This is a genomic window from Methylomonas methanica (genome assembly GCF_001644035.1).
Classification (GTDB): domain Bacteria; phylum Pseudomonadota; class Gammaproteobacteria; order Methylococcales; family Methylomonadaceae; genus Methylomonas; species Methylomonas methanica_A.
Window position 1 is genome coordinate 59,123 of sequence record NZ_LUUG01000052.1, and the last position, 24,525, is coordinate 83,647.

Below are 24,525 nucleotides of genomic sequence, written 5' to 3' on the forward strand. Positions count from 1 at the left end.
ATGACGAGCACCTTTGAGAATCTGACAAAGTAGTATCAGCCACACATCGTAATATTACCAACATGAAAACAGTCATCCTAGCCGGCGGATTCGGCACGCGCATTAGCGAAGAGTCACACCTAAAACCTAAACCTATGATAGAAATTGGCGGCAAGCCAATTTTGTGGCATCTGATGAAGATTTATTCGCGCTATGGCATTAACGACTTCATCATCTGCCTCGGTTATAAGGGCTATGTCATCAAGGAATACTTTGCCAACTACTTTTTGCATATGTCGGATGTAACGTTCGATATGGAACATAATCGTATGGAAGTGCACGAAAAAAACGCCGAGCCTTGGCGAGTCACGCTCATCGATACCGGGCACGATACGCTGACCGGGGGGCGGTTGCGGCGCGTGAAAGACTACATTGGCGACGAAACCTTTTGCTTTACCTATGGTGACGGTTTGGCCGATGTGAATATCGATACCCTGATTCAATTCCATCGTTCGCAAGGCAAAGCTGCGACGCTGACGGCGATTCAACCGCCTGGTCGATATGGCGCACTCAATATTGTCGGCGATGCCGTTCTTGATTTCCAGGAAAAGCCTGCTGGCGATGGGGCCTGGGTCAATGGTGGCTTTTTCGTGCTGGAGCCGTCGGTGTTGGACTACATACAGGGTGATCTGATTAGTTGGGAGTCGCAACCGCTGCAACGTCTCGCAGCCGAAAATCAATTAGCCGCTTATCATCATAAGGGGTTCTGGCAAGCGATGGACACCATGCGCGATAAGAATCACCTTGAGGAATTATGGAGCCTTAATCCGCCCTGGAAGGTATGGTAATGAGTGCGCAGTTTTGGAAGGACAAGCGCGTCTTGCTGACGGGCCATACCGGTTTTAAAGGTAGCTGGCTATCATTGTGGTTACAGTCCAAGCAAGCGCATGTTGTCGGCTATGCGCTTGAGCCGCCGACCAATCCAAGTTTGTTCGAAGTCGCTGAAGTTGAAAAAGGCATGACCAGCATCATCGGCGATATTCGTGATTTGTCGCAGTTGCAAGCCGTGTTTGACAAGTATCAGCCGGAAATTGTGATCCATATGGCGGCGCAGCCATTGGTGCGTTACTCCTATAGCGAACCGGTCGAGACTTACTCAACCAATGTGATGGGTACGGTGAATTTGCTTGAAGCGGTGCGTCACACCGGAAGCGTCAAAGCTGTAGTCAATGTAACCAGCGACAAATGCTACGAAAATCGCGAGTGGGTTTGGGGCTATCGCGAGAACGAAGCCATGGGCGGTTACGATCCTTACAGCAACAGTAAGGGATGCGCGGAATTGGTGACGGCCGCTTACCGCAATTCCTATTTTCATCCGGATAAGTATTCCGATCATGGTGTAGCACTGGCGTCTGCCCGAGCCGGCAATGTGATTGGCGGCGGCGATTGGGCGGAAGACAGGCTAATTCCAGATATTATACGGGCGATTAGCCAAGGCCAGCCGGTTAATATCCGCAATCCTCACGCCATTCGCCCTTGGCAGCATGTATTGGAGCCGCTATCCGGCTATTTGTTACTGGCGGAAAAACTGCATGAAGCAGGACCAAACTATGCAGAGGCGTGGAATTTTGGACCAAACGAAGACGATGCCAAGCCGGTGCGATGGATAGTGGAACACTTGACTATGAACTGGGGTGAAGGTGCCAGTTGGGTGGTCGATAGCGGAGAGCACCCGCATGAGGCGCATTATTTAAAATTGGATTGTTCAAAAGCCAAGGCACGATTGGCTTGGTCTCCGCGTTGGTGTCTTCAAGATACTTTAAATGCAATCATTATATGGCAACAAGCTTACCGCCAAGGCAAGGACATGCATAATGTTGCGCTTCAGCAGATTGCTCAATTCCAGTCTGAAGCCATTAAAGAGTCCGTGTAAAATAGTAAAATCTAGGTTTTGGAGTTGGTTATGAGGCAAGCGGTGTTAAGAGAAATTTTGTGTGTAGATGCGAATCGTCAAATACACATCGATATACCCGCCGATATGGGTGATCAGTTTGAAGTGATTGTAATGCCAGTTGGCACAAACAGTGCAATCCAGCTCAGCGAAGACGAGCAACTATTGCTTGCCAATTATTCTGCTGTCATTGAAAGCAATCCAGAAGAAGACGCGCTATGGGAAAAGTATGTTCGAAGCTAACGCACTTCAACCTGGAACCATCCACATTTACAAGGTGCCATTCGTCGATTCCAAGGGGTCTAAACCACGTCCCGTGTTAATCACCTCATCGCCCAACAGCAAGGGTGATGTCATGGGGATACCGGGCAGCAGTCAAGTTCAGCAATGGTCGGACGAAGATCAGTTATTGGTTAATCCCAACGAGCTACTTTCTGGTCAATTGGACAAACCTACAGCTTTTCCGGTTAGTAAGCAGATGGTGTTTTCGCCGCGTTTTTTTTGCGGTGAAGTGGGCGTTGTAGATCCAAAGGCCTTGGATAAAGTAATGCGTATGATTATTGGTCGCCAAGTCGAACAGTTTCAAACAGCAGTCCGTCCTACTAAAGAGTTTGTGTCGGGAATAAGTGTCATCCCACCTTCCGGTAAAGTGCTGGGTGCCAGCGAACTAAAAAACATGGTCGATGCGTCCTTGGATGGTTGGTTGACCACCGGACGCTTCAACGAAGCATTTGAAAAACGTTTTGCCGAATTCGTCGGCGTGCCGTATGCGTTGACGACCAATTCTGGTTCCTCGGCAAATTTGTTGGCGTTTACCGCATTGACCTCGCCTAAGCTAGGCGAGCGCGCCTTAAAACCGGGCGATGAGGTGATTACCGTCGCTGCGGGATTTCCGACTACTGTCAATCCGATTTTGCATGCCGGCATGGTGCCGGTGTTCGTCGATGTGGAAATCCCGACTTACAATATCGATCCGCAAAAAATTGAAGCAGCAGTGTCAGAGCGCACGCGGGCCATCATGATCGCCCATACCTTGGGAAACCCGTTTGATTTGGATGCGGTCATGGCCGTAGCCAACAAGCATAATTTATGGGTTATCGAAGACTGTTGCGATGCGCTGGGCTCCACCTACAAAGGTCAACATGTGGGACAGTTCGGCGATATTGCTACTTGCAGCTTTTACCCGGCACACCACATTACGATGGGCGAGGGCGGCATGGTGTTTACCAAGGATCGCAAACTGCGCAAGATTATCGAATCGTTCCGCGACTGGGGACGGGATTGTTATTGTGCGCCGGGTTGCGACGATACGTGCGGCATGCGTTTCGGTTGGCAACTAGGTACCTTGCCGAAGGGCTACGATCATAAATATACCTACTCACATTTGGGCTACAACCTGAAAATCAGTGACATGCAGGCTGCCTGCGCTCTGGCGCAAATGGATAGGTTGCCGGAATTTATTGCGATACGTAAGCGTAACTTCAACTATCTGAAACAGCGGCTAAAATCCTGCGAGCAGTTTTTAATCCTGCCCGAGGCGACGCCAAACAGTGAGCCTTCCTGGTTCGGTTTCCCCATCACCTTAAGCGAATCGGCCGGGTTCGCCCGCGTCGATCTGCTGAAATATTTGGACCAGTACAAGATCGGTACCCGCTTGTTGTTTGCCGGAAACCTAACCCGTCAGCCTTATTTTCAAGACCGTAGCTATCGTATCAGCGGCGAACTGAATAATACTGATCAGGTCATGAATCAAACCTTGTGGATAGGTGTTTATCCGGGATTGACTGAAGAGATGTTGAGTTTTGTCGTTGAGAAATTAGAATTGTTTTTTGGTGTGAGTCAATAGTTTGCGTGTCCTTGTCACTGGAGTGACCGGCTATTTAGGCAGTCACTTAGCTACGGAGTTACTCAAAGAAGGGCATGAGGTGATCGCCCTTAAACGAAAACTATCCTCTTTGAACAGGATCCAAGCTATTTTACCCAGGCTGGCTTTGTACAATTTAGAGGAAACTAATCTGGCTGAGTTGTTCGCTGGTTTTGGAAAATTCGATGCAATTATTCATACCGCTACATGTTACGGCAGAAACGGGGAGAGTATTAGTCAAATAACCGAAGCCAATCTTTTGTTTCCGCTGAAGTTATTAGAAGCAGCTGTGTTTGGAAATGTTGATGTTTATATCAATACCGATACGGCATTGGATAAGCTTCTAAATCCCTACACACTTTCCAAAGGGCAATTTTCAGAATGGGGGAAATACTTCGCGCACCAAGAGAAAATTCGTTTTATCAATTTGAGACTTGAGCATTTTTATGGCGCGGGTGACGATGATTCTAAATTTACCACCCACGTTATCAATAGTTGCTTGGCTAATGTACCGGAATTAAACCTGACACTGGGTGAGCAGCGACGCGATTTTATACACATAAATGATGTGATAACAGCCTACCTGCTTTTGCTGAATAAACGAGATGCTTTTGCAGACTGGTTTATCGAGTTTGCAGTGGGTAGTGGTGTTGCTGTCACTATCAGGCAGTTTGTCGAAACGGTACATAACTTAACTGCATCGACAACCCGCTTAAATTTCGGTGTATTGCCCTACCGGGCAGGGGAATCAATGCTTTCTCAAGCAAATGTAAGTGCCTTGCAAGCATTAGGCTGGCATTGCGATCATGATCTCGTGCAAGGATTGCAGATGACTATTAAAGGATCAAAATAATGAAACTGTTGATTACTGGCGGATGCGGCTTTTTGGGTAGTAATTTAGCTGCCGATGCGCTATCGAGGGGCGACGATTTGTTGGTGTTCGATAATCTCTACCGCAACGGATCACGTGCGAATTTGTCATGGTTGCAAACTCAGGGGGAATTCGTGTTTGAACATGGCGATATTCGCAATCAGAATGACATTACCCGTGTTATTCAGTCGTTCAAACCGGATGCCATATTTCATCTGGCCGGACAAGTGGCCATGACCACATCGATTGCCAATCCACGCATGGATTTCGAGGTGAATGCAATCGGGACGTTCAATCTGCTGGAAGCTGTTAGACAGTATTCGCCGGACGCGGTTGTGGTGTATTCCTCCACCAATAAAGTCTATGGCGATTTGGAGCAGTATTCTTATGCACAGACCCAAACGCGCTATCAATGCAATGAGTACCCCAGTGGTTTCAGTGAAAATGTGCCGTTGGAATTTCATTCGCCCTATGGCTGTTCCAAAGGAGCTGCTGATCAATATATGCTGGATTACGCGCGTATATTCGGGCTTAAGACCGTGGTTTTTCGTCACTCGTCGATGTACGGCGGGAGACAGTTCGCGACATTTGATCAAGGCTGGGTTGGCTGGTTTTGTCAAAAGGCGGTGGAAACCGCTAAAGGCCTGAGCAAAGAGCCTTTCACTATTTCCGGTACCGGCAAACAAGTACGTGATGTGCTTCATGCCGAAGATATGAAAAGTCTTTATATAGCCGCACTGAGCAACATCGATAAAGCTAAAGGGCAAGTGTTTAATATTGGTGGCGGTATAGAAAACAGTCTGTCTTTGTTGGAACTGTTTGAATTATTGGAAAAAATCGTTGGTATTCGGCTTAATTACAAGCAATTACCTGTGCGGGAAAGCGATCAACGCGTGTTTGTGGCCGACATAGCCAAAGCTAAACGCCTGCTTGATTGGCAGCCTCAAGTCACTGCACCGGACGGCGTATCGGCCATGGTGAAATGGGTTGACCAATCGCAATGAGTGACGTAGTTTCCAACGAACGTACCCGAAATTATTTGCGGCAGATAAAAGGATCGGTGATTTACAAAGCTGTCAGTATGGCGGCGTCGTTTTGTGCAATTCCTTTGATGATTGATTATCTGGGGCAGGAGCAGTTTGGTGTTTGGTCCACATTACTTACGGTGATGTCATGGATTGTGTTTTTTGATCTAGGCATAGGCAATGGTCTTCGTAATAAGGTGGCAGAAGCTCTGGCGAAGAATGATCGTGTAGAAGCTGCTCATTACATCTCATCAGGTTACAGCTTGATTGGTGCGATAGCGCTGATATTGTGGGCGGTAGTTACCTGCGCCTCATTTTTTATTCCTTGGCAAATAGTTTTTAACTCCCAGGCGATTCCGGAAGAGACGCTGCGCATAACAGTGCAAATCTCGGTATTTTTCATATTGTTGAATTTTTGGATTGGTTTGATCAGCTCGCTACTTGGCGCAGTGCAAAAATCATCTCTGATTGCTTTAGGGCCATTGATTGCAAACATACTTACCTTAACTTTTATCTTTGTTTTGACGAAGTTAACTGATACCTCGATTAGTAATTTGGCAATTGTTTATGGCGTTTCAATGATTGTTGCAAACTTGATATTGAGTGTCAGATTTTATCAACATAATCCTGAATTGTTGCCTAAGTTTTTTTGGGATAAACATCATATTCACCCGTTATTATCAGTAGGCATGCAATTCTTCATAATTCAGCTAGCTGTGTTAGTTATATTTACGACCGATAAGTTACTTATTGCTCAGATTTTTGGTCCAAGATATGTAACCGAGTACGAGGTTGTTTTCAAGCTTTTTAGTATAATCAGTTTTGCGCATACTTTAATTTCCGCACCGCTTTGGTCTGCCTATACGGATGCATACCATAGAAGCGATATTATCTGGATTCGCCGTATGTTGCGAAAACAACTAATGTTTTTAGTTGGCATCGCTATGGTGGTAGTAATCTTGGTCTTAATAGCGAAATCCGTTATATCCTTTTGGATAAGTTTTGAATTTGATGTTTCATTACAGTTGGTAGGTGCAATGGGGTTGTTTGTCTTTATCTCCATGTGGAATAATATCTTTGCGATGTTTGTAAACGGAATAGGCAATATATCCGTTCAGCTGTACACAGCAATAACGGCCATGCTGGTTAATATCCCACTGGCTCTGTTTTTTACAAATCAGTTAGGCTTTGGTTCATATGGTGTCGTATTGGCAACTTGCATAAGTTTACTTTTTGCAGGTATTGCTCTGCCGATTCAAGTGCTGTATATAATTCGTAACCAAAATTAGGTGTCACAGTAATGAGTTCCGATGTGGCTGATATGCCAAAGGTCAGCATCCTAATTCCTGTATATAACCGTGAGAGATTCATTTCTGAATGTATTCAGTCTGCACTGGATCAAACATTCACCGATTTTGAAGTTTTGGTGGTTGATAACGCTAGTAATGATGGAACCTGGCAAATATGTCAACAGTTTGCGGCAAAAGACCCACGAGTTCGTATTTTCCAGAATGATACTAATATTGGTCCAGTAAGAAATTGGCTGGCCTGTGTAGAAAAAGCACGAGGCGAATATGGGAAAGTACTGTTCAGTGATGATTTGATATTTCCGAAATTTCTTGAGCACACACTCCCTTTTTTGGAAAACCCAGAAGTAGGTTTTGTTTCCACAGCAGTAATAATTGGTACTTGGCCCGAGAATGGAAAGATAAAATTTTTATTATCCACTAAGGAACAGCATATTCCTTCGGCACGGTATTTTCAATTGCTACTGAATGCCAGGGTTCCATTCTCGCCTGGGGCTGCTGTTTTTCGTATGCTGGATATTAGGAAGAATCTACAGCTATCTTTCCCTACACGTATTCCTCGAGATTTCACGTTAAATGGCGCCGGGCCAGATGTTTTGCTGTTTGCATTAACCGCAGCAGCTTATAAATCAGTGGTGATGCTTCCATCGTCCGATGTGTTTTTTCGCTCCCATCCAGATTCGTTTACCACGCTAAATAATGACAATGAAGTAGAGAAAGGCTATCGGGCAGCGTTGGCATGGTTTTTTGCTGAAAAATTGACAAGAAACTATTGGGTCAAGTATGCCGCCCGTTCTTGGTTGTCGAGAATGCAACGCACACGGACTATAATCTCATTAACCAAGCATTGCTCTGAATTCGAGGGGAGCGGGACTGTTTTTGAAGCATTGATCGTATTGGCTGCAACGTTTCCTATTGCCATTGATGAAATAATAGAATCGCTGCGCCGGGCCAATACCAGCCATGAACAATCGAAATTTTAATCAATCATTTAGTATTACAGTAAATTCCTGTAAGGGATTTGCTATTTTGCTAGTGGTGTTAGGGCATATACAGTCACCATTAGGCTCTTTTATATATTCATTTCATATCCCTTTGTTTTTCTTTATAGGAGGGATTTTTGTCAATCCTGATAATTCCGTAATTGAATTTTTTAAGAAAAATGCTAGACGTGTTTTTGTGCCATACTTTATATTTGGGTTGCTTGGCTTAGTGGTTAATGCAATAAAAGAAGTTGTGTTAGGGCGTGAAAGGCAAAGCGTTTTAGATGAGTTGGTCGGGCTTTTCTGGTGGATGGATATCGATCATCTGCAACACTATGGATTTGTATTATGGTTTTTGCCGGCTTTATTTTGGGCGAGAGCCTTTGTTTTTCTGTTGATAAAATACATGAAAATAAACGTAATATTATTGTTGATTTTGGTGTTGGTATTTTCGAGTTACATATTGGAAAGTCAAATTTTGCCATTGGCTTTGGATAAAGGTGTTGTTGCTTTACCTTGGGTGATGGCAGGTTATATTTTTGCTAAATATAAAAAAAATTTGCTACGTAATTCAATTTGGAAATTATTGTTTTTTATACTGGGATTTTTAGTGATTTATTCTTTTGATTTGTTGTTGCCGCTTGATATGGCCAGAAATAGTGTCGACAATATTTATTTGGTTTTTTCTTGTACTTCATTCCTTAGTTATTTTTTAGTTTTTTTATTTGTTAACTTTAATTTTCTGCTGCAACGGTACCCATTCCTAACAGTATTCGGTATCGAGTCTATGCTCGTTTTGGTCTTGCATGCTTACCTGAATAATGTTTTTCATCTGATTGTAGAGCATTATTTTAATGGGGAATGGTATTTAAAGTTTTTATGTACCGTAGCGGTTTTGTCTTTGTTGATTTTTATCAAAGGTAAGTATAATGAAAACAAAATATTCAGTTTTGTTCGGAAACAAACGTAAATTTTAAAAGTGATGTTAGCTAATAATTTGTTAATTTCTAACATTCATGTAAAACCCCGATTTGAACGAATGCTTTTCCCTGCGCATAACCTTCAACGAAATAACGAAGGTGGGCTGAGAACAGAGGGAGTTTTTAAATCGTCCAATCCCGAGAATCCCTTAGTTAGTATCTTGACGGTTGTATTTAACGGGGCTGAGTTTATTGAGCGTACGATGTTAAGCATTCTTGATCAAGATTACGAAAACCTTGAATTCATCGTAATAGATGGTGGTTCGACCGATGGAACCTTGGATATCCTCCAGCGCTACGGGCACGTAATCGATTACTGGGTTAGCGAGCCCGATAAAGGCATTAGCGACGCATTTAACAAAGCGGTTATGTTGTCGGCAGGCGACTACCTTAATTTTCAGGGAGCTGGGGATTATCTATTGTCTAGCCATGTCGTCACTGAAATGATGGAAGGTGTTGACGCGGAACACGATATGTTGGTTTGTGGCAGAATTCAGCGAGTTTCGGAACACGACGATAAGCAAGTTTTGTGGGTAGCACCTAAGCGATACACATCAAAATTTAATAAGCGATCACTACTTTTCCGGATGTCTTTGCCGCACCAAGCGTTATTTACGCATAAGAAAATGTTCGAGCGCTACGGCTTATTCGATATAGACAATTCTTTTTGCATGGACTACGAGCACTTATTGCGTGCTTATAGAAACTTCCCGGCAGTAAAGCTAAAAGATATTTTTTTTTCTGCTTGGCGAGAAGGTGGTGTCGGTACTGATAGAACACTGGAAGTTCTTAAAGAATATGGAAAGATTAAAATAAAGAACAAGGTAGCCCCTGGTTTTATTTTAATGTTAATTGAACGCTGGATTCTGTTCAAATACTACACCAAACGCAGTTTGAGGCTTTTTAGGGCGCTACAGTGACAAGCCATTCGAATCAATTTACGGGAACAAAACGTGTCGCCATCCTTTGGACCCTTCTCTCCGGATACCTAAATGCCTGCTTAAAGGCTCTCGCAGAAACCGATGGTGTTGAAATTTTCGTTTCCAATATTCGGGTTTCTGCGGATGCTCCTTACGATGAGAGCTTATTTTCCTGGATTAAAGAGCGTTACGAATGGGACGCTAATTTGGATGAAAATGAATTATTAAACCGACTGGAAGAGTTTAGACCCGATGTGATTGTTTCCTGTGGATGGAATGTGCCGGGACACAGACATATTCTTAAAAAATATAGGCATCAGGCAGTTAGGATTATTACGGTGGATAACCCATGGCGAGGAACCGTCAAGCAAAAGGTGGGGCTAATGGTTTCTCGGTTCTACTTAAAACCGATTTGTGATGCGTTATTTGTTGCTGGTGAACGGCAGGCTGATTTTGCACATAGATTGGGGTTTCCACAGCGGCGAATTTTGCGTGGCGTATTGAGCTGCGACCATCAGAAATTTTCTCCTATCCACTTTAAACGGCAACATTTGTTAGAAGAGTCCCGTGCTTTTGTTTATGTCGGTCGACTCGCGCCGGAGAAGGGTCTGGATGTTTTGGTTGAGGCTTATCGGCGCTATAGACAGTCGGTTTCGGAGCCTTGGCCGCTCAGGTGCTATGGGACGGGGCTGTTAAAGCCTCTACTCGAACATGTGGAGGGTATAGAAATTATGGGTTTTTGTCAGCCCGACGATTTATCTGGCGAATTACTCCGGGCATGTTGCTTAGTCTTGCCGAGTACTTTCGAGCCTTGGGCATTGGTACTGCACGAAGCGGCGGCGGCGGGATTGGCGCTCATTTGCTCGGCGGAAGTAGGAGCATCGGTGCATCTGGTACAAAACGGTTACAACGGATATGTGGTAGAAACCGGGGATGCCGCAGAGTTGGCTTGGGCAATGTCGCATTATGCCGCTCTGGGGGAGGATCAAAGAAATGTCATGTCGCAGAACAGTTATTTAATGTCTTTACAATTTACGCCGGAAAGATGGGTGAGCAATTTACTTGATGGTGCCAGTCGACTTGTAAAAGAGATAGAGCATTAGGCTTTGCTACTTTTAAATTCAATCTGTTTAAACCTTGACCAATAATGTCTGAAAAATGCTTCGTCGTCGGAACCTTTATCAAGTGAGAGAACGTATATCATCCGTGCGAAGATTTACAGCCAATTACGGTTGGGAAGTCTAAGGCCTGCCCCTTGATCTCACTCGTATCATTTTCAGAGTCTCGCGGCGGTGCGGCGAAAGCCGCTCATAAGGTTTTTCTAGCTTTAAGAAAAAAACAGGATGCCGTTGAATACGTTGTTGTCGAAAAATTTTCGAACGACGAATCGGTAATAGCACCAGGAAAACTGGAGTTTTTTTTGCATTTCATTAAAAGAGTATTTGCTTTTATGTTGCAGAAGCTCCAGTTAAGTAAAAACTCCGTTAAGCATTCGATTAATTTATTTAGTTGTAGCAGCGTTTTGAACGCCATTCGGCATTCTGAATTGGTTCATTTGCATTGGATAAATAATGAAACCATTGCATTGGAGAAAATTCCCAGTATAAAAGGGAAAATAATTATTACTCTACATGATGAATGGTTTTATTGCGGAAGCGAACATTACTCATTGGAGAGTATGCGATTTATTGAAGGTTATAGTTTCGCGAATAAAAATGTAATCGGCATTGATCTGGACCGATTGACCTGGATTAGGAAAAAAAGAGTTTTAAATGCTATCAAAGATAGAGTTGTTTTTACCGCCCCGTCTAGTTGGATGGTTGAACGGGCAAATAAAAGCGCTTTATTGAAAGACTTCGATATACAGCTTATACCCAACTGCTTGGATACAGAGCTTTACAGCCCGACGCCTAGTAATTTTTTAGTGGATTACGGCGTGTTGGCCCATGACAGAGTCATTTTGTTCGGAGCCGTGCATGGCAAGCATATGGGTATGAAAGGCTTTCACTTGCTGCACGAAGCTTTACGTTTGCTGGCAACTCGTGTAAAGGATAAAAGTAATATTGTGCTGGTTAGTTTTGGGGGGACGGCAGGCAAAAATCCCATTTATTTTGGCTTCCGGCATGTTGAGATTGGACATGTGATGGAACCGTCGAGACTGGCGAGACTATACAGCCGCGCTGACTTTACCGTTGTACCATCGCTACTTGAATCATTTGGACAGGTTGCAGCGGAAAGTTTGGCGTGTGAGACACCGGTTATCGCATTTGATTGCTCAGGTCTTAAAGAGATTGTATTTCACAAAGTCAACGGCTATCTTGCCGCTCCTTATTCCACGGAGTCATTGTGCGAGGGAATGCTATGGATGCTGGACTGCGATTTGTCCTCCTTACGGAAATTGGGTGAAAATGGTAGGCGGCACATGGTTGAGACGTTTTCCGAAGAGATTGTCGTTGAAAAGCTGCTTAGGCTTTATCGCGAACATGCTCCATCCAGCATAGTATTCCAATGAAATAATCAATTGTGTCTAATTTAATCTCGATCATCACTGTTTGCTTCAACAGTGCCTCGACTATCGAGGGCACCATTCTTTCTGTAGCAAAGCAAATATACCCGGACAAGGAGCACATCATTATCGACGGCGCGTCGACGGACGGCACCAGGGCTGTGGTGCAGCGTTACGGGGCATTGCTGCGTGCAGTTTCCGAACCGGATCAGGGTATTTACGATGCCATGAACAAAGGTCTCGCCATGACGACTGGGGAAATTGTCGGGATACTTAACGCCGATGACTTCTACGCTAACGACACGGTACTGGATCAAGTCGCCAGCGTCTTTACCGATGCTACAGTCGATGCTTGTTATGCTGATTTGGTGTACGTAGATCAGAAAAATACCAACCACGTAACGCGCTATTGGCAATCAAAGCCTTTTCAACATGGCCTTTTTGAAAAAGGCTGGATGCCCGCGCATCCCACTTTTTTTGTGCGCCGGAAGATATATGAACAATTCGGCGGGTTCGATCTCGAGTTTCCGCGGCAGGCAGACTTTGAATTGACCATGCGTTTTCTTGAGGTTCACAATATCAAGGCAGTGTATGTGCCGAATATTTGGGTAAATATGCGTATAGGAGGGGTTTCCAATAATAGTGTCCGAGGCGTGTTAGAAGGTAATATCGAGGCATACAGAGCATGTAAAAAGAATGGGCTACGAGTGTCCATGCTGCCCTTCATTGTTCGCAAAATGCTATCGCGAGTACCGCAATTCTTCAAACGTCCGAAAGTTACCGGATAGATTCTTTGTTAAAATGCCTGTCAGCTCATTTTTAAGTACAGACATGAAACACATCGAACTTCTCTCCCCCGCCGGTACCATTCGTAATATGCGCTATGCTTTTGCTTTCGGCGCCGATGCCGTTTACGCCGGGCAGCCGCGTTATAGCCTTCGTGTACGCAATAACGATTTTATGGCCGACAACCTGGCCAAAGGTATTGCCGAAGCGCATCAATTGGGCAAAAAATTCTTCCTGGCTGCGAACGTGATTCCGCATAACGCCAAAGTCAAAACCTTTATTAAAGATATTGAGCCGATCATTGCGATGGGGCCGGATGCCTTGATTATGGCCGATCCGGGTTTGATTATGATGACCCGCGAGCAGTGGCCGGATATGCCGATTCATCTGTCCGTGCAAGCCAATACCGTAAATTACGCCAGCGTCCGGTTCTGGAAAAGTATGGGCGTGGAACGGGTGATTTTGTCGCGGGAATTGTCTTTGGACGAGATCGCCGAGATTCGTCAGCAATGTCCGGACATGGAGCTCGAAGTATTCGTGCACGGGGCTTTGTGTATCGCCTATTCCGGTCGCTGCTTGCTGTCCGGTTATTTCAATCATCGCGATCCGAATCAAGGTACTTGTACCAACTCTTGCCGTTGGAAATACGATACCAAGCCAGCAGTGGAAAATGCAGAAGGCGATTATTTATTGGCCGATAGCGCGGTCATCTCCATGAACGATCTGAATCAGGGACTAAATACCGCTAGTTGCGGTGGTGCCGATCGGCATCCTTTGGCGGACAATATCTATTTCCTGGAAGAAGAAGGCCGTCCGGGCGAGTTGTTGCCGGTGATGGAAGACGAAAACGGCACCTATATCATGAATTCCAAGGACTTGCGGGCGATCGAGCATGTACAGCGCTTGGTGGAAATCGGTATCGACAGCTTGAAAATCGAAGGCCGCACCAAGTCGCATTTTTATGTAGCGCGCACCGCGCAGACTTATCGACAAGCGATAGACGATGCGTTGGCGGGCCGGCCATTCCAGCCCGAGTTGTTGGGTATCCTGGATAACCTGGCAAATCGCGGCTATACCGACGGCTTTTATCAACGTCACCATACCCACGAACATCAAAATTACTTGTCCGGCTATTCTAAAAGCCACCAACAGCAGTTTTGCGGCGAAATTACCCGTTACGATACGGAAACTGGCTTGGCGGACATTAGCGTGAAAAACAAGTTTGCGCTGGGCGATAAGTTGGAGTTGATCCTGCCGCATGGCAACCGGGATATAACGGTCGAGAATATGGTCGATAAATACGGCCAGCCTATGCAGGAAGCGTCCGGCGGTGGTTATGAAGTGAAAATTCCACTGCCAGATGTCGATTGCCAGTACGGATTGCTGGCGCGTTATTACTAGCCTTTGGAGGCTGTATGTCATTTCTTACCGGCGCTTTATGTGACCGTTTTTCAAGCTTGGAAAACTTTCAAATTGCCGAGCCCTTGTTTCGATATTTCGGCGCTAAAAGCCAGTTTAGTGGGCAAATCACTACTTTAAAAGTGTTCGAGGACAACACCTTGGTACGCACCGCACTGGAAGAAAAAGTGACTGATCGGGTGCTGGTGATCGACGGCGGCGGCTCTAAGCGTTGTGCCTTGTTGGGTGATACCTTAACTGCTTTGGCAGTGCAAAACGGCTGGCAGGGCATAGTCGTGTACGGCAGTATTCGCGGCTCTGAAGCGATTAACCGCATGCCGATTGGCGTGATGGCGCTAAATACTCACCCGCTCTGTAGCAGTAAACATGGGCATGGTCACAGGGACACAGTGATCACGTTTGCCGGCGTCAATTTCAAAAAAGACCATTATCTGTATGCCGATAGCGACGGAATTATCGTCTCGGAAACAAAATTGGATTAAAATCGCTTCGTCTTAACCAAGTAAAATACTCAAGAATATGCAAATCGTACTCGCTAACCCTCGTGGATTCTGTGCCGGCGTTGACCGGGCTATTGAAATTGTCGATCAAGCGATCGATACCTTCGGCGCGCCTATCTATGTGCGGCACGAAGTGGTGCATAACCGTACTGTAGTGGATGGCTTGAAAGAAAAAGGCGCTATTTTTATCGAAGAACTGAGCGACGTGCCGGTCGGTTCGTACTTAATTTTTAGTGCTCACGGTGTTTCCAAACAGGTACAAAAAGAAGCCGAAGAACGCAAATTGACGGTATTCGACGCGACCTGTCCCTTGGTTACCAAAGTACACATGCAAGTTGCCAAACACGCCAAACAGGATAGGGAAGTGATTCTGATCGGCCATGCCGGTCATCCCGAAGTGGAAGGCACCATGGGTCAATATGACAAGTGCACCGAACATGGTGACATTTATCTGGTTGAAACCCCGGATGACGTAAAAAACTTGAGGGTCAACAACCCGGATAATTTGGCCTATGTGACGCAAACCACGTTGTCTATGACCGACACCAAAATAATGGTTGACGCGTTGCGCGAGCAGTTTCCGTCCATCAAGGAGCAGAAGAAAGACGATATTTGCTATGCCACGCAAAACCGCCAAGATGCGGTCCACGATCTGGCAAAGATTTCGGATCTGATTTTAGTGGTAGGTTCGCCAAACAGTTCAAACTCTAATCGCTTGCGGGAAATTGCCGAACAGCTGGGTAAACAGGCGTTTTTGATCGATACCCATAAGGATTTGAAACAAGAGTGGCTGGACGGCATCAACGTGGTCGGTGTAACTGCCGGTGCCTCCGCGCCTGAAGTGCTGGTACAGGAAGTCATTAATCAACTGAAGGAATGGGGCGGCGAAACCACCCAGGTTCGTGAAAATAAAGGTATAGAAGAAAAAGTGGTATTCTCGATTCCGAAAGAGTTGAAAAAGCACATGGAAGCTTGATTCCGTTTACGACTGGAGAATATTTATGAGCGTTACTGCCCAAGAACTGGTGGCTGCCGCCAAACAACAGATTACTGAAATCGACGTGGTGACCGCGCAAACGCGCTTGAGTAATTTATTGCTGGACGTGCGTGAGCCCGCCGAATATTCCGCTGGGCATTTGCCGGGAGCCGTCAATATTCCTCGCGGTTTGTTGGAATTTAAAATCGACAGTCATCCGGATTTTCAAGGCCGGCAACAGGCGGACATAGTCGTCTATTGCCAGACTGGCGGGCGTTCGGCACTGGCTACTCAGGTATTGAATCAACTGGGTTATAGCGGCGCGGTGAGTATGGCGGGCGGTTTTAAAGCCTGGACGGAGAGCGGTTTAAGCGTTGAGTGAGTTAAACCAAGTCCGCATCGATAAGTGGTTATGGGCCGCGCGTTTTTTCAAGACGCGTGGTTTGGCCGGTGATGCGGTCAACGGCGGCAAAGTGCATGTCAACGGCCAGCGTTGCAAACCGGGCAAGGAAGTGAAAGTCGGGGATGTGATTAGCGTCACCAAGGATCAATACAGTTGGCAGATTACAGTCACCGATCTGAATAAACAACGTCGTCCGGCGCAAGAGGCGGCGGCACTTTACAGCGAAGACCAAGCCAGTATCGATAAGCGGCTCAAGCAAATCGAGTTGCACAAGCAGCAACAAGCCTTGCTGCATCCGTCCGAACGCGATCATAAACCCAACAAAAAACAACGCCGGCAAATCCATCGCTTCAAACAGGACGCGCTGTAAGCTCTATTGCCGCGTCGAACAAAACAATAGCCACAAAACCCGCTTCAATTTATCATTCCCGGCTAACTTGCATGGAATTAGTGCTTGAATAGCGTCTATCCTAGGCATTAATTATGCCTTACGATAAATTTTATCGATTCACGATTAAGCGGCGCCTAAGAACTCGATTCTACATTTAAACGATATTGCATCGGGCGCATGCTGCATGCGTGCCTGGGTTGCGCGACACCATAGGATATTTAATGTCGATACGTTGTTTTTCAGTCCTTACTATTGCATTGCTAACTAGCGGTTTGCTGGGCGGTTGCGCCACGACCCGGCAAATTGCCGTCGATTATCCCAAAACCGAGTCCTTACCGATCAAGCCGTTACGCGGTCAAAACACGGTGAGTGGCGACGATTACTATGTCCAATTGGTATCGGACTTTGACTTCAAGGGTGACAATGCCCTGAAAGGCGGTTGTTCCGATGTTGGCGGCCATTACGAAAATGGTGACCTGTCCGCGGCGCTGGTATTTAGCGTGCATAACGATCCGTTAAAACTGAAGCGCGAAGCCAGCGGCTTTTTGTATCAAGCCACCACCGGCAAATGTAATTTCAAACTGGAAACCAAAAAAGCCTCTCTGACGCCTTGGTTACGGCTCGATTCCAGCAAAGATACGCTGATCGAATACAATTTTTTGACCAGTAACAGCCACGAAGCCAATCTTTCCCAGTTGATCAGCGATGTCAATGCCGCCAGTAGTTTGTTTGCATTCACCGGCGTCGGAGCCGGTATGGCAGTGATGGGCAAACTGGCCGGCAACTGGGTGGAGAGCAATCCGCAAGTGGTGGCTAAAACCCCGGCCGCCGGCGCTTCCGGTAACGGTAAATACAGTTCCGAGACCCATTCCTTGCCGGCTAGTGTGGTACTCGCAGGCGACAGCAGTAGTTTCAATCAAATTCGTCTGGGGGTTTATGAGGTGGTCGAAGGCGGATTGAGCGCCTGGTCTTCCGAAAGCAAACTGCTGGGTGAGTTGCGGGTATACCCGGAAATTGTCTCCTCATTGCTGTTGAAAACCTCGGGTGAACTGACGCCCGACGCGCATGATTTGTCTCTTGATGAATTGTGGCGGGTACCGATTCAAACCGCCAACGGCGAAGTGAGTTTGCGGCAGTTGATCGATCAGGTGGACCCAGCTGCCAAACCCAATTTGCAGCCGGATTGGCAGAATTACCCGGATGTGGAAAGCCAATGCCGGCGCTTGAAGTTGGCGATGAAGGATTTGGGCTTCAATAAATTTGATCGCAATGCGGTCTTGTATTATTTCCTGAGCAAAACCTCGCCGGATTGGAAAAATTTCAATATCTCCGCACAGCGGGCCATGACCGACGAAATCCGTCCCAAGTTGCTGGAACAATATCGGACCAAGGATTTCGCCGGTTGTCTGGCCAGTGAAGATTATGCCGTGATGAAGAGCATGAAACTGGCGGTTAATACCGAGCAGGATTGGGAGGCGCTGACCAACTCCAGGCAGAAAAAAGAAGGTGTCATCAACCCGATTCAATCGGCGGCCCGGCAATTTTTATCGGCTTTGCAAAACCCCAATAAAGACGAGGCCGCTCGGCAGTTGTACCCTTTGTTAAATACCGAAAAAGGCGGGAACGGCACGGTGTTGCTGCAAAACCATTTGAGCAACTTTGGTTTGGAAACGCTGTTGCAAGTACCGACGGTTGCCGACGAAGGCGTGCTGATCAACGCCGGTCAGCTGGCGGGCGTGTTTAGTGGTCTGAGCGTCGAGACCTACAGTTGCGCGCGTCCGGCTCAGGATCAAGGTCAGCCTTTGGCGAATATTGGCATCATGCTGTTTGTCACCAAGCCCGGCAGTCCGCGCGAAAAAGGCGGGGCTTTGGAATTTGAGTTAGTCCAAGGCAAGATTGCCCGCCTGGCTTTTCAACATCCGTCCTTTCGGGATTTCGAACAAAACCTAGCCGATTATCCGGATCTCGGCGGATGTCGGATAGAAGCCGATTTGTTGAATAAGCTGCACTAATTTCCAGCGCGTGGTGATGACAATGAATCGGAAAAAAGGCTTGATCGCGGCGTTGGGGCTAATCGCGCTTTTGGCTATCTATGCCTTATTGGGTTTTTATCTGGTGCCGACGCTGGCGTTAAAAAAACTGCCGGCCTTGCTGCAGGAAGAAACCGGACAACAAGCCCGGCTGTCGGCGATTCGCTTCAATCCATTTAACTTCACGTTGATGGTGGAAGGCTTTGCCTTGGGGCCTACAGACGCCAAAGACCTAGTGGGCTTCGAGCGTTTATTCGTCGATTTGGACGCAGTGGAATCGGCAAAGCTCGGCGGTGTGGTGTTAGATGCCATCGAGTTGCATAAGCCGCAATTCAATATCGAACGCCGCGCCGACGGCGCGTTCAACTTTGCGGATATAAAAGTCAAGCAATCAGAGCCACAGCCGGACCCAAAAGACAGTGGTGGCGATAGCTTGGCGCTGTTGGTCCATCAAATCGCGATTAAAGAAGGACGCATTAGCTGGCAGGATGCTGTTACCGGTCAAGTGCTATCGGAAAACCTGTTACCGCTTAATTTAACACTCAACGAGTTCAGTACCCAAGCGGCAAGCAGCGCGGTCGGCGATTTGAGCATGGGTTTGGAGTCGGGCGGTAATATCGAATGGCATGGCGATTTCTCAATTGCGCCACTGGCTTCAAAGGGTCATTTGAAGTTGGAAAAGATTGGTCTGGCAAGAAGCTGGCAATTATTTTTGCAACAAATCCTGCCTGTGGAAATCGTCAACGGTCTGCTCGGCTTGCAAGTCGATTACACGCTTGCCGAAGCGCCGCATGGCTTGCTGACAAAAATCAGCAACGGCAACATCGACATCAAGCAGCTGGAAATCACCGAAAACAATCATGGTAAGCCTTTAGTCAGCGTGCCGGCCTTGGCGGTCAGTGGGATTAATGTCGATGTTAATCAACAGCAAGTTGAAATTAGCGCGGTATCCAGCAGCGATGCGGCGATTAGCGCATGGTTGCAAGCGGACGGTATTGTCAATTACCAGGCCTTGTTTGCCGGCGATACCTCTGCTCCAGTCGCCACTCAGCCACCGGCAACACCAGCGGTTGCGGAGGAGAGCAAGCCGTGGCTGGTTAAAGTGGATGAGTTAGCACTTAACAACTACAACATTCATTTTACCGATTTCAGTCTGCCGAAGCCGCTGGAGCTGCAACTGAGCGAGTTGAGTTGCAAATTGCAGAAATTCAGCACGCAGGACGGCGGCAAATTGCCTGTGCAATTGAGCAGCAAGTTTAATAATACCGGCGGTTTAAAAGTTGACGGCGAGATGAGTTTGCAGCCCTTTACGGGGTCTTGGGCGCTGGATATTCAGGATGTTAATCTTAAAGTGTTCCAGCCTTATCTGGATCCATTTTTGAAACTGGAATTGGTGGATGGCGACTTTAGCGGGAAGGGCAATCTGCAATTGGCGGTTGCCGAGCAGCTGCAACTTACCTTTCAAGGTGGCGCCAATTTAGAAGGTTTGGTGACTCGGGATCAGGTCAAGAACGTGGATTTTTTGAAATGGTCCAATCTGGAGGTGTCAGGGATAGAAATCGATTTGGCGAAACAGGATTTCAAGTTCGCCAGGGTGATGTTTGATCGTCCTTACCTGCGGTTTAATATCAAAAAGGACGGTCAAACCAATATCGACGACCTGATGGTATCGCAAACGTCTGCAAAACCAGCGCCAGCGGCCAAACCTCCCGCAAAACAGGCGGCCGACAAACCCGCCGAACCGCGTGTCAGTATCGGTAAAATCGAATTGAAAGATGGTAAATCCGATTTCTCAGACTACTCCTTGATTTTGCCGTTCGTGGCGGCCATGAACAGTCTGAACGGCGAAGTCAGCGGATTTTCCTCGGATAAAGACGCCGAGGCCAAGTTGGCTTTAAAGGGTAAGGTTTACGAGATGGCCTCGGTGGGCATCAAAGGCAAATATCAATTCGATACGGGTGATTCGGATATTGCCCTAAATTTTACCAATATGCCTTTGCCGTTGATTACGCCTTATATGGCTGAGTTTGCCGGCTACCGGATTGAAAAAGGCCAGATGGCTCTGGACTTGCGGTATACGATCAAGCAGGGGCAGTTGGCGGTGCAGAATAAATTACTCATTGATCAGCTGACACTCGGCGAGCATGTGGAAAATCCCAATGCGGTGTCCTTGCCCTTGCATTTGGCGATTGCCTTGCTGAAAGACGCCGACGGCAAAATCAATCTGGATTTTCCAATCACCGGCAGTTTGGAAGATCCGAAATTCAGTATTGGCTCCTTGCTGGCCAATGTGTTGGTCAATCTGATCTCTAAAGTGGCTCTGTCACCGTTCAAGGCGCTGGGTTGGCTATTGGATGACGATAAGGATTTTAGTGCCGTGGCTTTCGCGCCAGGTAGTGCCGAATTGGCCGTCGAAGAATCCGCTAAATTGGATCAACTTAACAAAGCCTTGCTGACCAAACCCGAGCTGACCCTGGAAATCAAAGGGATCGCCTATGAAAACATGGATTGGCCGGCGATGCGTTTTGAAGCGGTAAAGGATGTATTGAAAAAAATGCGCTCAGGCGAGTTGCGCGACAAGGGTGAGAAAGTTCGGCACGAATACATTGAATTGTCCGACGATGACTACAAGCGTTTGCTGGCCAAGTTTTTTGGCGAAGTCTTCCCACTGGAGATGGATAGATCGTTGTTGGGCAAACCACGGATCAAGAGCAATCCGGAAGCCGATTTTTACCCGTTGGCGCAACAGAAACTGGAAGGTATTTTCCCCCCCGATCCGCAGCGTCTCAACGATCTGGCGATTGCCAGAGCCAACCATATCGCGCAGTATCTGGCCGACCCCGGCGGCATTAGTAAAGACAGGCTATATCTGCTGGCAACCGAGTTGAATCAGGCCGAAACAGCCGAAGGGATTAAATCGGTGTTATCGTTGAGCGCTTCACAGTAAACGGAAGCTTACACCGTTTGTAATATAATGACGTTTACGCAGTGATACTGGCACATCGATTTGTATTTAAGGTTTTATAAAAATGGAGATTCTAATGACAACCCAGTTTTTTCGATTTATTCCGCTGTTGGCGCTAAGCCTTGGCGGACTGTTTTTCGTGTCTCCGGCAGCCGCGCAATCGTTAACATCCTGCACGATGACTTACAAACTAAGCGGCTGGTCATTCGTTTATAAGCAATACGATGGCCTTGGCAATATCAGTTGCAGTAACGGACAGCGGGCGCAAGTAGCACTGGCTTCAAAGAGCATAGGTTTTACCATCGGTAAATCGGAAATCGAGGGCACCGGGGTGTTTTCCGAAGTTAGAAATCTGAATGAAATTTACGGCAGTTTTGTGGCCTTTGAAGGGCATGCCGGCGCCACCAAGTCTATAGACGGGCAGCTACTAACCCGAGGTGAAATTTCCCTGGCACTCTCCGGCAAGGGCCGCGGTATAGACATTGGTGTGACTCTGGGCGCTTTGACTATCTCGCCTAGATGATCGGTTTTTGCGTTGCCAGTGCTCGCCGATAAGCTTCGATATTTTGCTGATTATGACAATGGTAGGTGATCTGTGCCGTTTATAGTCCGAGATCAGGCGGGAGCAATTGTGCAACTGCGCGACAGCGGCGACGAGTGGCTCGATGTCGACCACCCGGAAGTGATGGTATTTTTACAGCAGCTCTCTAACGATAAGGCCATGCAAGCCTTGTCGGCCACCGATAACGATATGGTCAGGGTGATAGACGACTTGGTCGATTTACTGGTGGCCAATCAGGTATTGATTTTTACCGAGCTTCCCGAGCGCGTGCAAAGCAAGTTATTGGCAAGGAAACAACTCAGAAAGGATGTGAATGCCTTGCAAAATTTGATGATAGACGACGAAGGGTTGTTCTAGGCGATGGCTGATGGCGTAGCAACGCAGAATGCTGTTGGTTTTGTCGCCTATTGGGATGTCATGCCGAATAGGGAGGGCTTCGCAGTACTTTCATCAATAATGGATTCTTTGTGAAAAACTCTTTTTTTCTGGTTATCCCCCAGCAAAAAAATGATCCTCAATTATCGGCGTCGTTTACAGACGATGCGCTACGGCAATGGATTGCCGAACTGCCGACAGCCAATCCCGGTCTGGCTGCCCGCTTGTTTTATGAGTTGCTGGGAGAATTGATTTCGGTGGAAATGCCGGCGGCAAAACGCCTGCATGCCTTGGAGTTACTCAGAGACAGTTTTTACTTGATCGACGATTATCTGCGCTCGCGACTGATCAAATTCGGTTTCCCGAAGGGTGAAAGCGAAAAAAAAATATTCGGCTTGGCCTGCGCAATCGAAAGACAATTTACCATCGGCTATTGGAGCGTGGTGAAGGATTTGACCCGCCGCGAAATCGGCTGGTTGCAGGGTAAGTCCACCGCGTTGGCGATACAGCGGACTATCCGGGGCTTGAGCCGCATAGTGATAAGTCACTACATGATGAGCTATCCGGTGCCGGATTGGATCTGGATCGATTTGCATTCGTTGTATAAACTCGCCGTGAAGCTGGATAAGGCTGGCTCCAAGGTGGCCGACCAGGGCGGTATATTCAGTAAACTATCGTCAGTCGAAGACAGCTATAAACAAATATTGCTGCTGAGTTTGGCCTACCCATCCGGCTTGATGCAGAAAGAGTTTCAATTGGTGTATGAGTTTTTGGAGAAAATCAGCGATTTTCTGCAAATCGAAACCAAACCGGTCGCCGAGCAAGCCGTGCAATGCGCGATTTTAATGGACGAAGACTTGCCGCCGGCTTTTTTGCTGAACACGACGCCAACGGATCGCAGGTCGGATTCGGCCATGCTTTACCTGAATCTGACCAAGCTGGGTAAAGTAATCAAGCAGGCAGACAAGCTGTGCAGCAAGGAGGAAGCGCGCTTTAGTTCACTTGAGATCGATAAAAATAATCATCAAAAGCTATCGGCGGAACTGTTCGACTATCTGATGCAGCGCTGGCAAGGTAGGGAGCCGCAAGGGACGGTATATTTTGCCGATCGGCTGGATAGATATGTGGCTATTGGTTTGGAAACGACCTATGATCTATTGGAAACCGGTAGACCGGGTTTGGAAACCAGCCTGGAAATACGTGCCGAGACTGACTCCGAGCGCGCCTTGTCCTGTCATTTCCACAAGGAAGGCGTGCTGTCCATCGGCAGCTTGGTTAGTTTCCGCAAGATAGACGCGATGCCGCAACAACGTTCGCTCGGCGTGGTCTGCAAAATACTGCTCCCCAAGCAGGATTCCAAGCTGATATTCGAGGTGATGGTAATCGCCGCACAAGCCTTCCCGGTTGCTTATCAGGCGCTGGAGGCGGATACCGACGCGGAGCGCAAGAAAGCCTTAATTTACGGCACAAGAGATAACGAAGGCGAAAAAAGCTTTATCATCATGGATTCTTTTCGCTTGAAAGACGGCGATTTATTGCGAATGTTTATGGGGCATGAAAATTTTCCCATCATCTTGAACGGCCGCAGAAATATCGGCTTGGGCTACTGGCAGTTCGAGTGCCGGCGCATTCTGGACGACGTAATTCCCACCCAGAATAAGAAGAAAGGCTATGATTTTATATAACAAAGACGATTGCCGGCCGGTTCCGAGAGGGCATTGGCGGCAGAACC

23 protein-coding genes are annotated in these 24,525 nt (G+C 47.0%); all 23 read left to right on the forward strand.

Annotated features, from left to right (window positions below):
* Positions 1 to 62: 62 nt before the first annotated feature.
* Complete coding sequence (rfbF, locus tag A1332_RS06195) at positions 63 to 827, forward strand: glucose-1-phosphate cytidylyltransferase (RefSeq protein WP_064007684.1); 765 nt, start codon at positions 63 to 65, stop codon at positions 825 to 827.
* Positions 827 to 1,912 (forward strand): CDP-glucose 4,6-dehydratase, encoded by a 1,086-nt coding sequence (gene rfbG, locus A1332_RS06200; RefSeq protein WP_231890223.1) that lies wholly within the window; start codon positions 827 to 829, stop codon positions 1,910 to 1,912. Before rfbF ends, rfbG begins: the two co-directional genes overlap by 1 nt.
* Before the next feature lie 30 nt (positions 1,913 to 1,942).
* Positions 1,943 to 2,173, forward strand: coding sequence for a hypothetical protein (locus A1332_RS06205; protein WP_064007686.1), 231 nt, complete (start codon positions 1,943 to 1,945; stop codon positions 2,171 to 2,173).
* Positions 2,160 to 3,776 (forward strand): lipopolysaccharide biosynthesis protein RfbH, encoded by a 1,617-nt coding sequence (gene rfbH, locus A1332_RS06210; protein WP_231890224.1) that lies wholly within the window; start codon positions 2,160 to 2,162, stop codon positions 3,774 to 3,776. The genes A1332_RS06205 and rfbH overlap by 14 nt, the downstream gene beginning before the upstream one ends.
* Before the next feature lies 1 nt (position 3,777).
* Complete coding sequence (locus tag A1332_RS06215) at positions 3,778 to 4,647, forward strand: NAD-dependent epimerase/dehydratase family protein (RefSeq protein WP_064007687.1); 870 nt, start codon at positions 3,778 to 3,780, stop codon at positions 4,645 to 4,647.
* Entirely contained in the window at positions 4,647 to 5,669 is a 1,023-nt protein-coding gene (locus A1332_RS06220) for a GDP-mannose 4,6-dehydratase (RefSeq protein ID WP_064007688.1), read from the forward strand. Before A1332_RS06215 ends, A1332_RS06220 begins: the two co-directional genes overlap by 1 nt.
* Positions 5,666 to 6,979, forward strand: coding sequence for a lipopolysaccharide biosynthesis protein (locus tag A1332_RS06225; RefSeq protein WP_064007689.1), 1,314 nt, complete (start codon positions 5,666 to 5,668; stop codon positions 6,977 to 6,979). Before A1332_RS06220 ends, A1332_RS06225 begins: the two co-directional genes overlap by 4 nt.
* Positions 6,980 to 6,990: 11 nt before the next feature.
* Positions 6,991 to 7,980 (forward strand): glycosyltransferase family 2 protein, encoded by a 990-nt coding sequence (locus tag A1332_RS06230; RefSeq protein ID WP_231890225.1) that lies wholly within the window; start codon positions 6,991 to 6,993, stop codon positions 7,978 to 7,980.
* The gene (locus tag A1332_RS06235; RefSeq protein WP_082879563.1) at positions 7,961 to 8,950 is read left to right on the forward strand and encodes an acyltransferase family protein; all 990 of its coding nucleotides are present in this window, start codon (positions 7,961 to 7,963) and stop codon (positions 8,948 to 8,950) included. Before A1332_RS06230 ends, A1332_RS06235 begins: the two co-directional genes overlap by 20 nt.
* 12 nt (positions 8,951 to 8,962) lie before the next feature.
* On the forward strand, positions 8,963 to 9,880 hold the full coding sequence (locus A1332_RS06240; protein WP_064007691.1) for a glycosyltransferase family 2 protein: 918 nt from the start codon (positions 8,963 to 8,965) through the stop codon (positions 9,878 to 9,880).
* Positions 9,877 to 10,983 carry a glycosyltransferase family 4 protein gene (locus A1332_RS06245; RefSeq protein WP_064007692.1) on the forward strand — a complete coding sequence of 369 codons (1,107 nt, stop codon included), beginning with the start codon at positions 9,877 to 9,879 and terminating at the stop codon, positions 10,981 to 10,983. Before A1332_RS06240 ends, A1332_RS06245 begins: the two co-directional genes overlap by 4 nt.
* A 152-nt stretch (positions 10,984 to 11,135) precedes the next feature.
* On the forward strand, positions 11,136 to 12,392 hold the full coding sequence (locus A1332_RS06250) for a glycosyltransferase (protein WP_064007693.1): 1,257 nt from the start codon (positions 11,136 to 11,138) through the stop codon (positions 12,390 to 12,392).
* Between the two features lie 11 nt (positions 12,393 to 12,403).
* On the forward strand, positions 12,404 to 13,174 hold the full coding sequence (locus A1332_RS06255; RefSeq protein WP_064007694.1) for a glycosyltransferase family 2 protein: 771 nt from the start codon (positions 12,404 to 12,406) through the stop codon (positions 13,172 to 13,174).
* Between the two features lie 43 nt (positions 13,175 to 13,217).
* Positions 13,218 to 14,573: a tRNA 5-hydroxyuridine modification protein YegQ gene (gene yegQ, locus A1332_RS06260; protein WP_064007695.1), complete on the forward strand. Its 1,356-nt coding sequence runs from the start codon at positions 13,218 to 13,220 to the stop codon at positions 14,571 to 14,573.
* A 14-nt stretch (positions 14,574 to 14,587) separates the two neighbouring features.
* On the forward strand, positions 14,588 to 15,073 hold the full coding sequence (gene rraA, locus A1332_RS06265) for a ribonuclease E activity regulator RraA (RefSeq protein WP_064007696.1): 486 nt from the start codon (positions 14,588 to 14,590) through the stop codon (positions 15,071 to 15,073).
* A 37-nt stretch (positions 15,074 to 15,110) separates the two neighbouring features.
* Positions 15,111 to 16,067 (forward strand): 4-hydroxy-3-methylbut-2-enyl diphosphate reductase, encoded by a 957-nt coding sequence (gene ispH, locus A1332_RS06270; protein WP_064007697.1) that lies wholly within the window; start codon positions 15,111 to 15,113, stop codon positions 16,065 to 16,067.
* Between the two features lie 25 nt (positions 16,068 to 16,092).
* The gene (locus A1332_RS06275) at positions 16,093 to 16,449 is read left to right on the forward strand and encodes a rhodanese-like domain-containing protein (protein ID WP_064007698.1); all 357 of its coding nucleotides are present in this window, start codon (positions 16,093 to 16,095) and stop codon (positions 16,447 to 16,449) included.
* Positions 16,442 to 16,840: an RNA-binding S4 domain-containing protein gene (locus tag A1332_RS06280; RefSeq protein ID WP_064007699.1), complete on the forward strand. Its 399-nt coding sequence runs from the start codon at positions 16,442 to 16,444 to the stop codon at positions 16,838 to 16,840. Before A1332_RS06275 ends, A1332_RS06280 begins: the two co-directional genes overlap by 8 nt.
* A gap of 242 nt (positions 16,841 to 17,082) precedes the next feature.
* Positions 17,083 to 18,873 carry a hypothetical protein gene (locus tag A1332_RS06285; protein ID WP_064007700.1) on the forward strand — a complete coding sequence of 597 codons (1,791 nt, stop codon included), beginning with the start codon at positions 17,083 to 17,085 and terminating at the stop codon, positions 18,871 to 18,873.
* Positions 18,874 to 18,895: 22 nt separating this feature from the next.
* Positions 18,896 to 21,838 (forward strand): DUF748 domain-containing protein, encoded by a 2,943-nt coding sequence (locus A1332_RS06290; protein ID WP_231890226.1) that lies wholly within the window; start codon positions 18,896 to 18,898, stop codon positions 21,836 to 21,838.
* A 94-nt stretch (positions 21,839 to 21,932) separates the two neighbouring features.
* Positions 21,933 to 22,379 (forward strand): hypothetical protein, encoded by a 447-nt coding sequence (locus A1332_RS06295; protein ID WP_064007702.1) that lies wholly within the window; start codon positions 21,933 to 21,935, stop codon positions 22,377 to 22,379.
* A 108-nt stretch (positions 22,380 to 22,487) separates the two neighbouring features.
* On the forward strand, positions 22,488 to 22,775 hold the full coding sequence (locus A1332_RS06300) for a hypothetical protein (RefSeq protein WP_231890227.1): 288 nt from the start codon (positions 22,488 to 22,490) through the stop codon (positions 22,773 to 22,775).
* A 110-nt stretch (positions 22,776 to 22,885) separates the two neighbouring features.
* Positions 22,886 to 24,478 carry a hypothetical protein gene (locus A1332_RS06305; protein WP_064007704.1) on the forward strand — a complete coding sequence of 531 codons (1,593 nt, stop codon included), beginning with the start codon at positions 22,886 to 22,888 and terminating at the stop codon, positions 24,476 to 24,478.
* The last annotated feature ends 47 nt before the right edge of the window (positions 24,479 to 24,525 follow it).

What these genes read in the sequence shown, in the direction of transcription:
- A1332_RS06285 (WP_064007700.1), top strand. Translation starts at nt 17,083, where the DNA reads ATGTCGATACGTTGTTTTTCAGTCCTTACTATTGCATTGCTAACTAGC.
- A1332_RS06275 (WP_064007698.1), top strand. Translation starts at nt 16,093, where the DNA reads ATGAGCGTTACTGCCCAAGAACTGGTGGCTGCCGCCAAACAACAGATT.
- A1332_RS06205 (WP_064007686.1), top strand. Translation starts at nt 1,943, where the DNA reads ATGAGGCAAGCGGTGTTAAGAGAAATTTTGTGTGTAGATGCGAATCGT.
- rfbH (WP_231890224.1), top strand. Translation starts at nt 2,160, where the DNA reads ATGTTCGAAGCTAACGCACTTCAACCTGGAACCATCCACATTTACAAG.
- A1332_RS06225 (WP_064007689.1), top strand. Translation starts at nt 5,666, where the DNA reads ATGAGTGACGTAGTTTCCAACGAACGTACCCGAAATTATTTGCGGCAG.
- A1332_RS06240 (WP_064007691.1), top strand. Translation starts at nt 8,963, where the DNA reads ATGTTAGCTAATAATTTGTTAATTTCTAACATTCATGTAAAACCCCGA.
- A1332_RS06290 (WP_231890226.1), top strand. Translation starts at nt 18,896, where the DNA reads ATGAATCGGAAAAAAGGCTTGATCGCGGCGTTGGGGCTAATCGCGCTT.
- A1332_RS06235 (WP_082879563.1), top strand. Translation starts at nt 7,961, where the DNA reads ATGAACAATCGAAATTTTAATCAATCATTTAGTATTACAGTAAATTCC.
- ispH (WP_064007697.1), top strand. Translation starts at nt 15,111, where the DNA reads ATGCAAATCGTACTCGCTAACCCTCGTGGATTCTGTGCCGGCGTTGAC.
- rfbF (WP_064007684.1), top strand. Translation starts at nt 63, where the DNA reads ATGAAAACAGTCATCCTAGCCGGCGGATTCGGCACGCGCATTAGCGAA.
- A1332_RS06230 (WP_231890225.1), top strand. Translation starts at nt 6,991, where the DNA reads ATGAGTTCCGATGTGGCTGATATGCCAAAGGTCAGCATCCTAATTCCT.
- rfbG (WP_231890223.1), top strand. Translation starts at nt 827, where the DNA reads ATGAGTGCGCAGTTTTGGAAGGACAAGCGCGTCTTGCTGACGGGCCAT.
- A1332_RS06295 (WP_064007702.1), top strand. Translation starts at nt 21,933, where the DNA reads ATGACAACCCAGTTTTTTCGATTTATTCCGCTGTTGGCGCTAAGCCTT.
- rraA (WP_064007696.1), top strand. Translation starts at nt 14,588, where the DNA reads ATGTCATTTCTTACCGGCGCTTTATGTGACCGTTTTTCAAGCTTGGAA.
- A1332_RS06220 (WP_064007688.1), top strand. Translation starts at nt 4,647, where the DNA reads ATGAAACTGTTGATTACTGGCGGATGCGGCTTTTTGGGTAGTAATTTA.
- yegQ (WP_064007695.1), top strand. Translation starts at nt 13,218, where the DNA reads ATGAAACACATCGAACTTCTCTCCCCCGCCGGTACCATTCGTAATATG.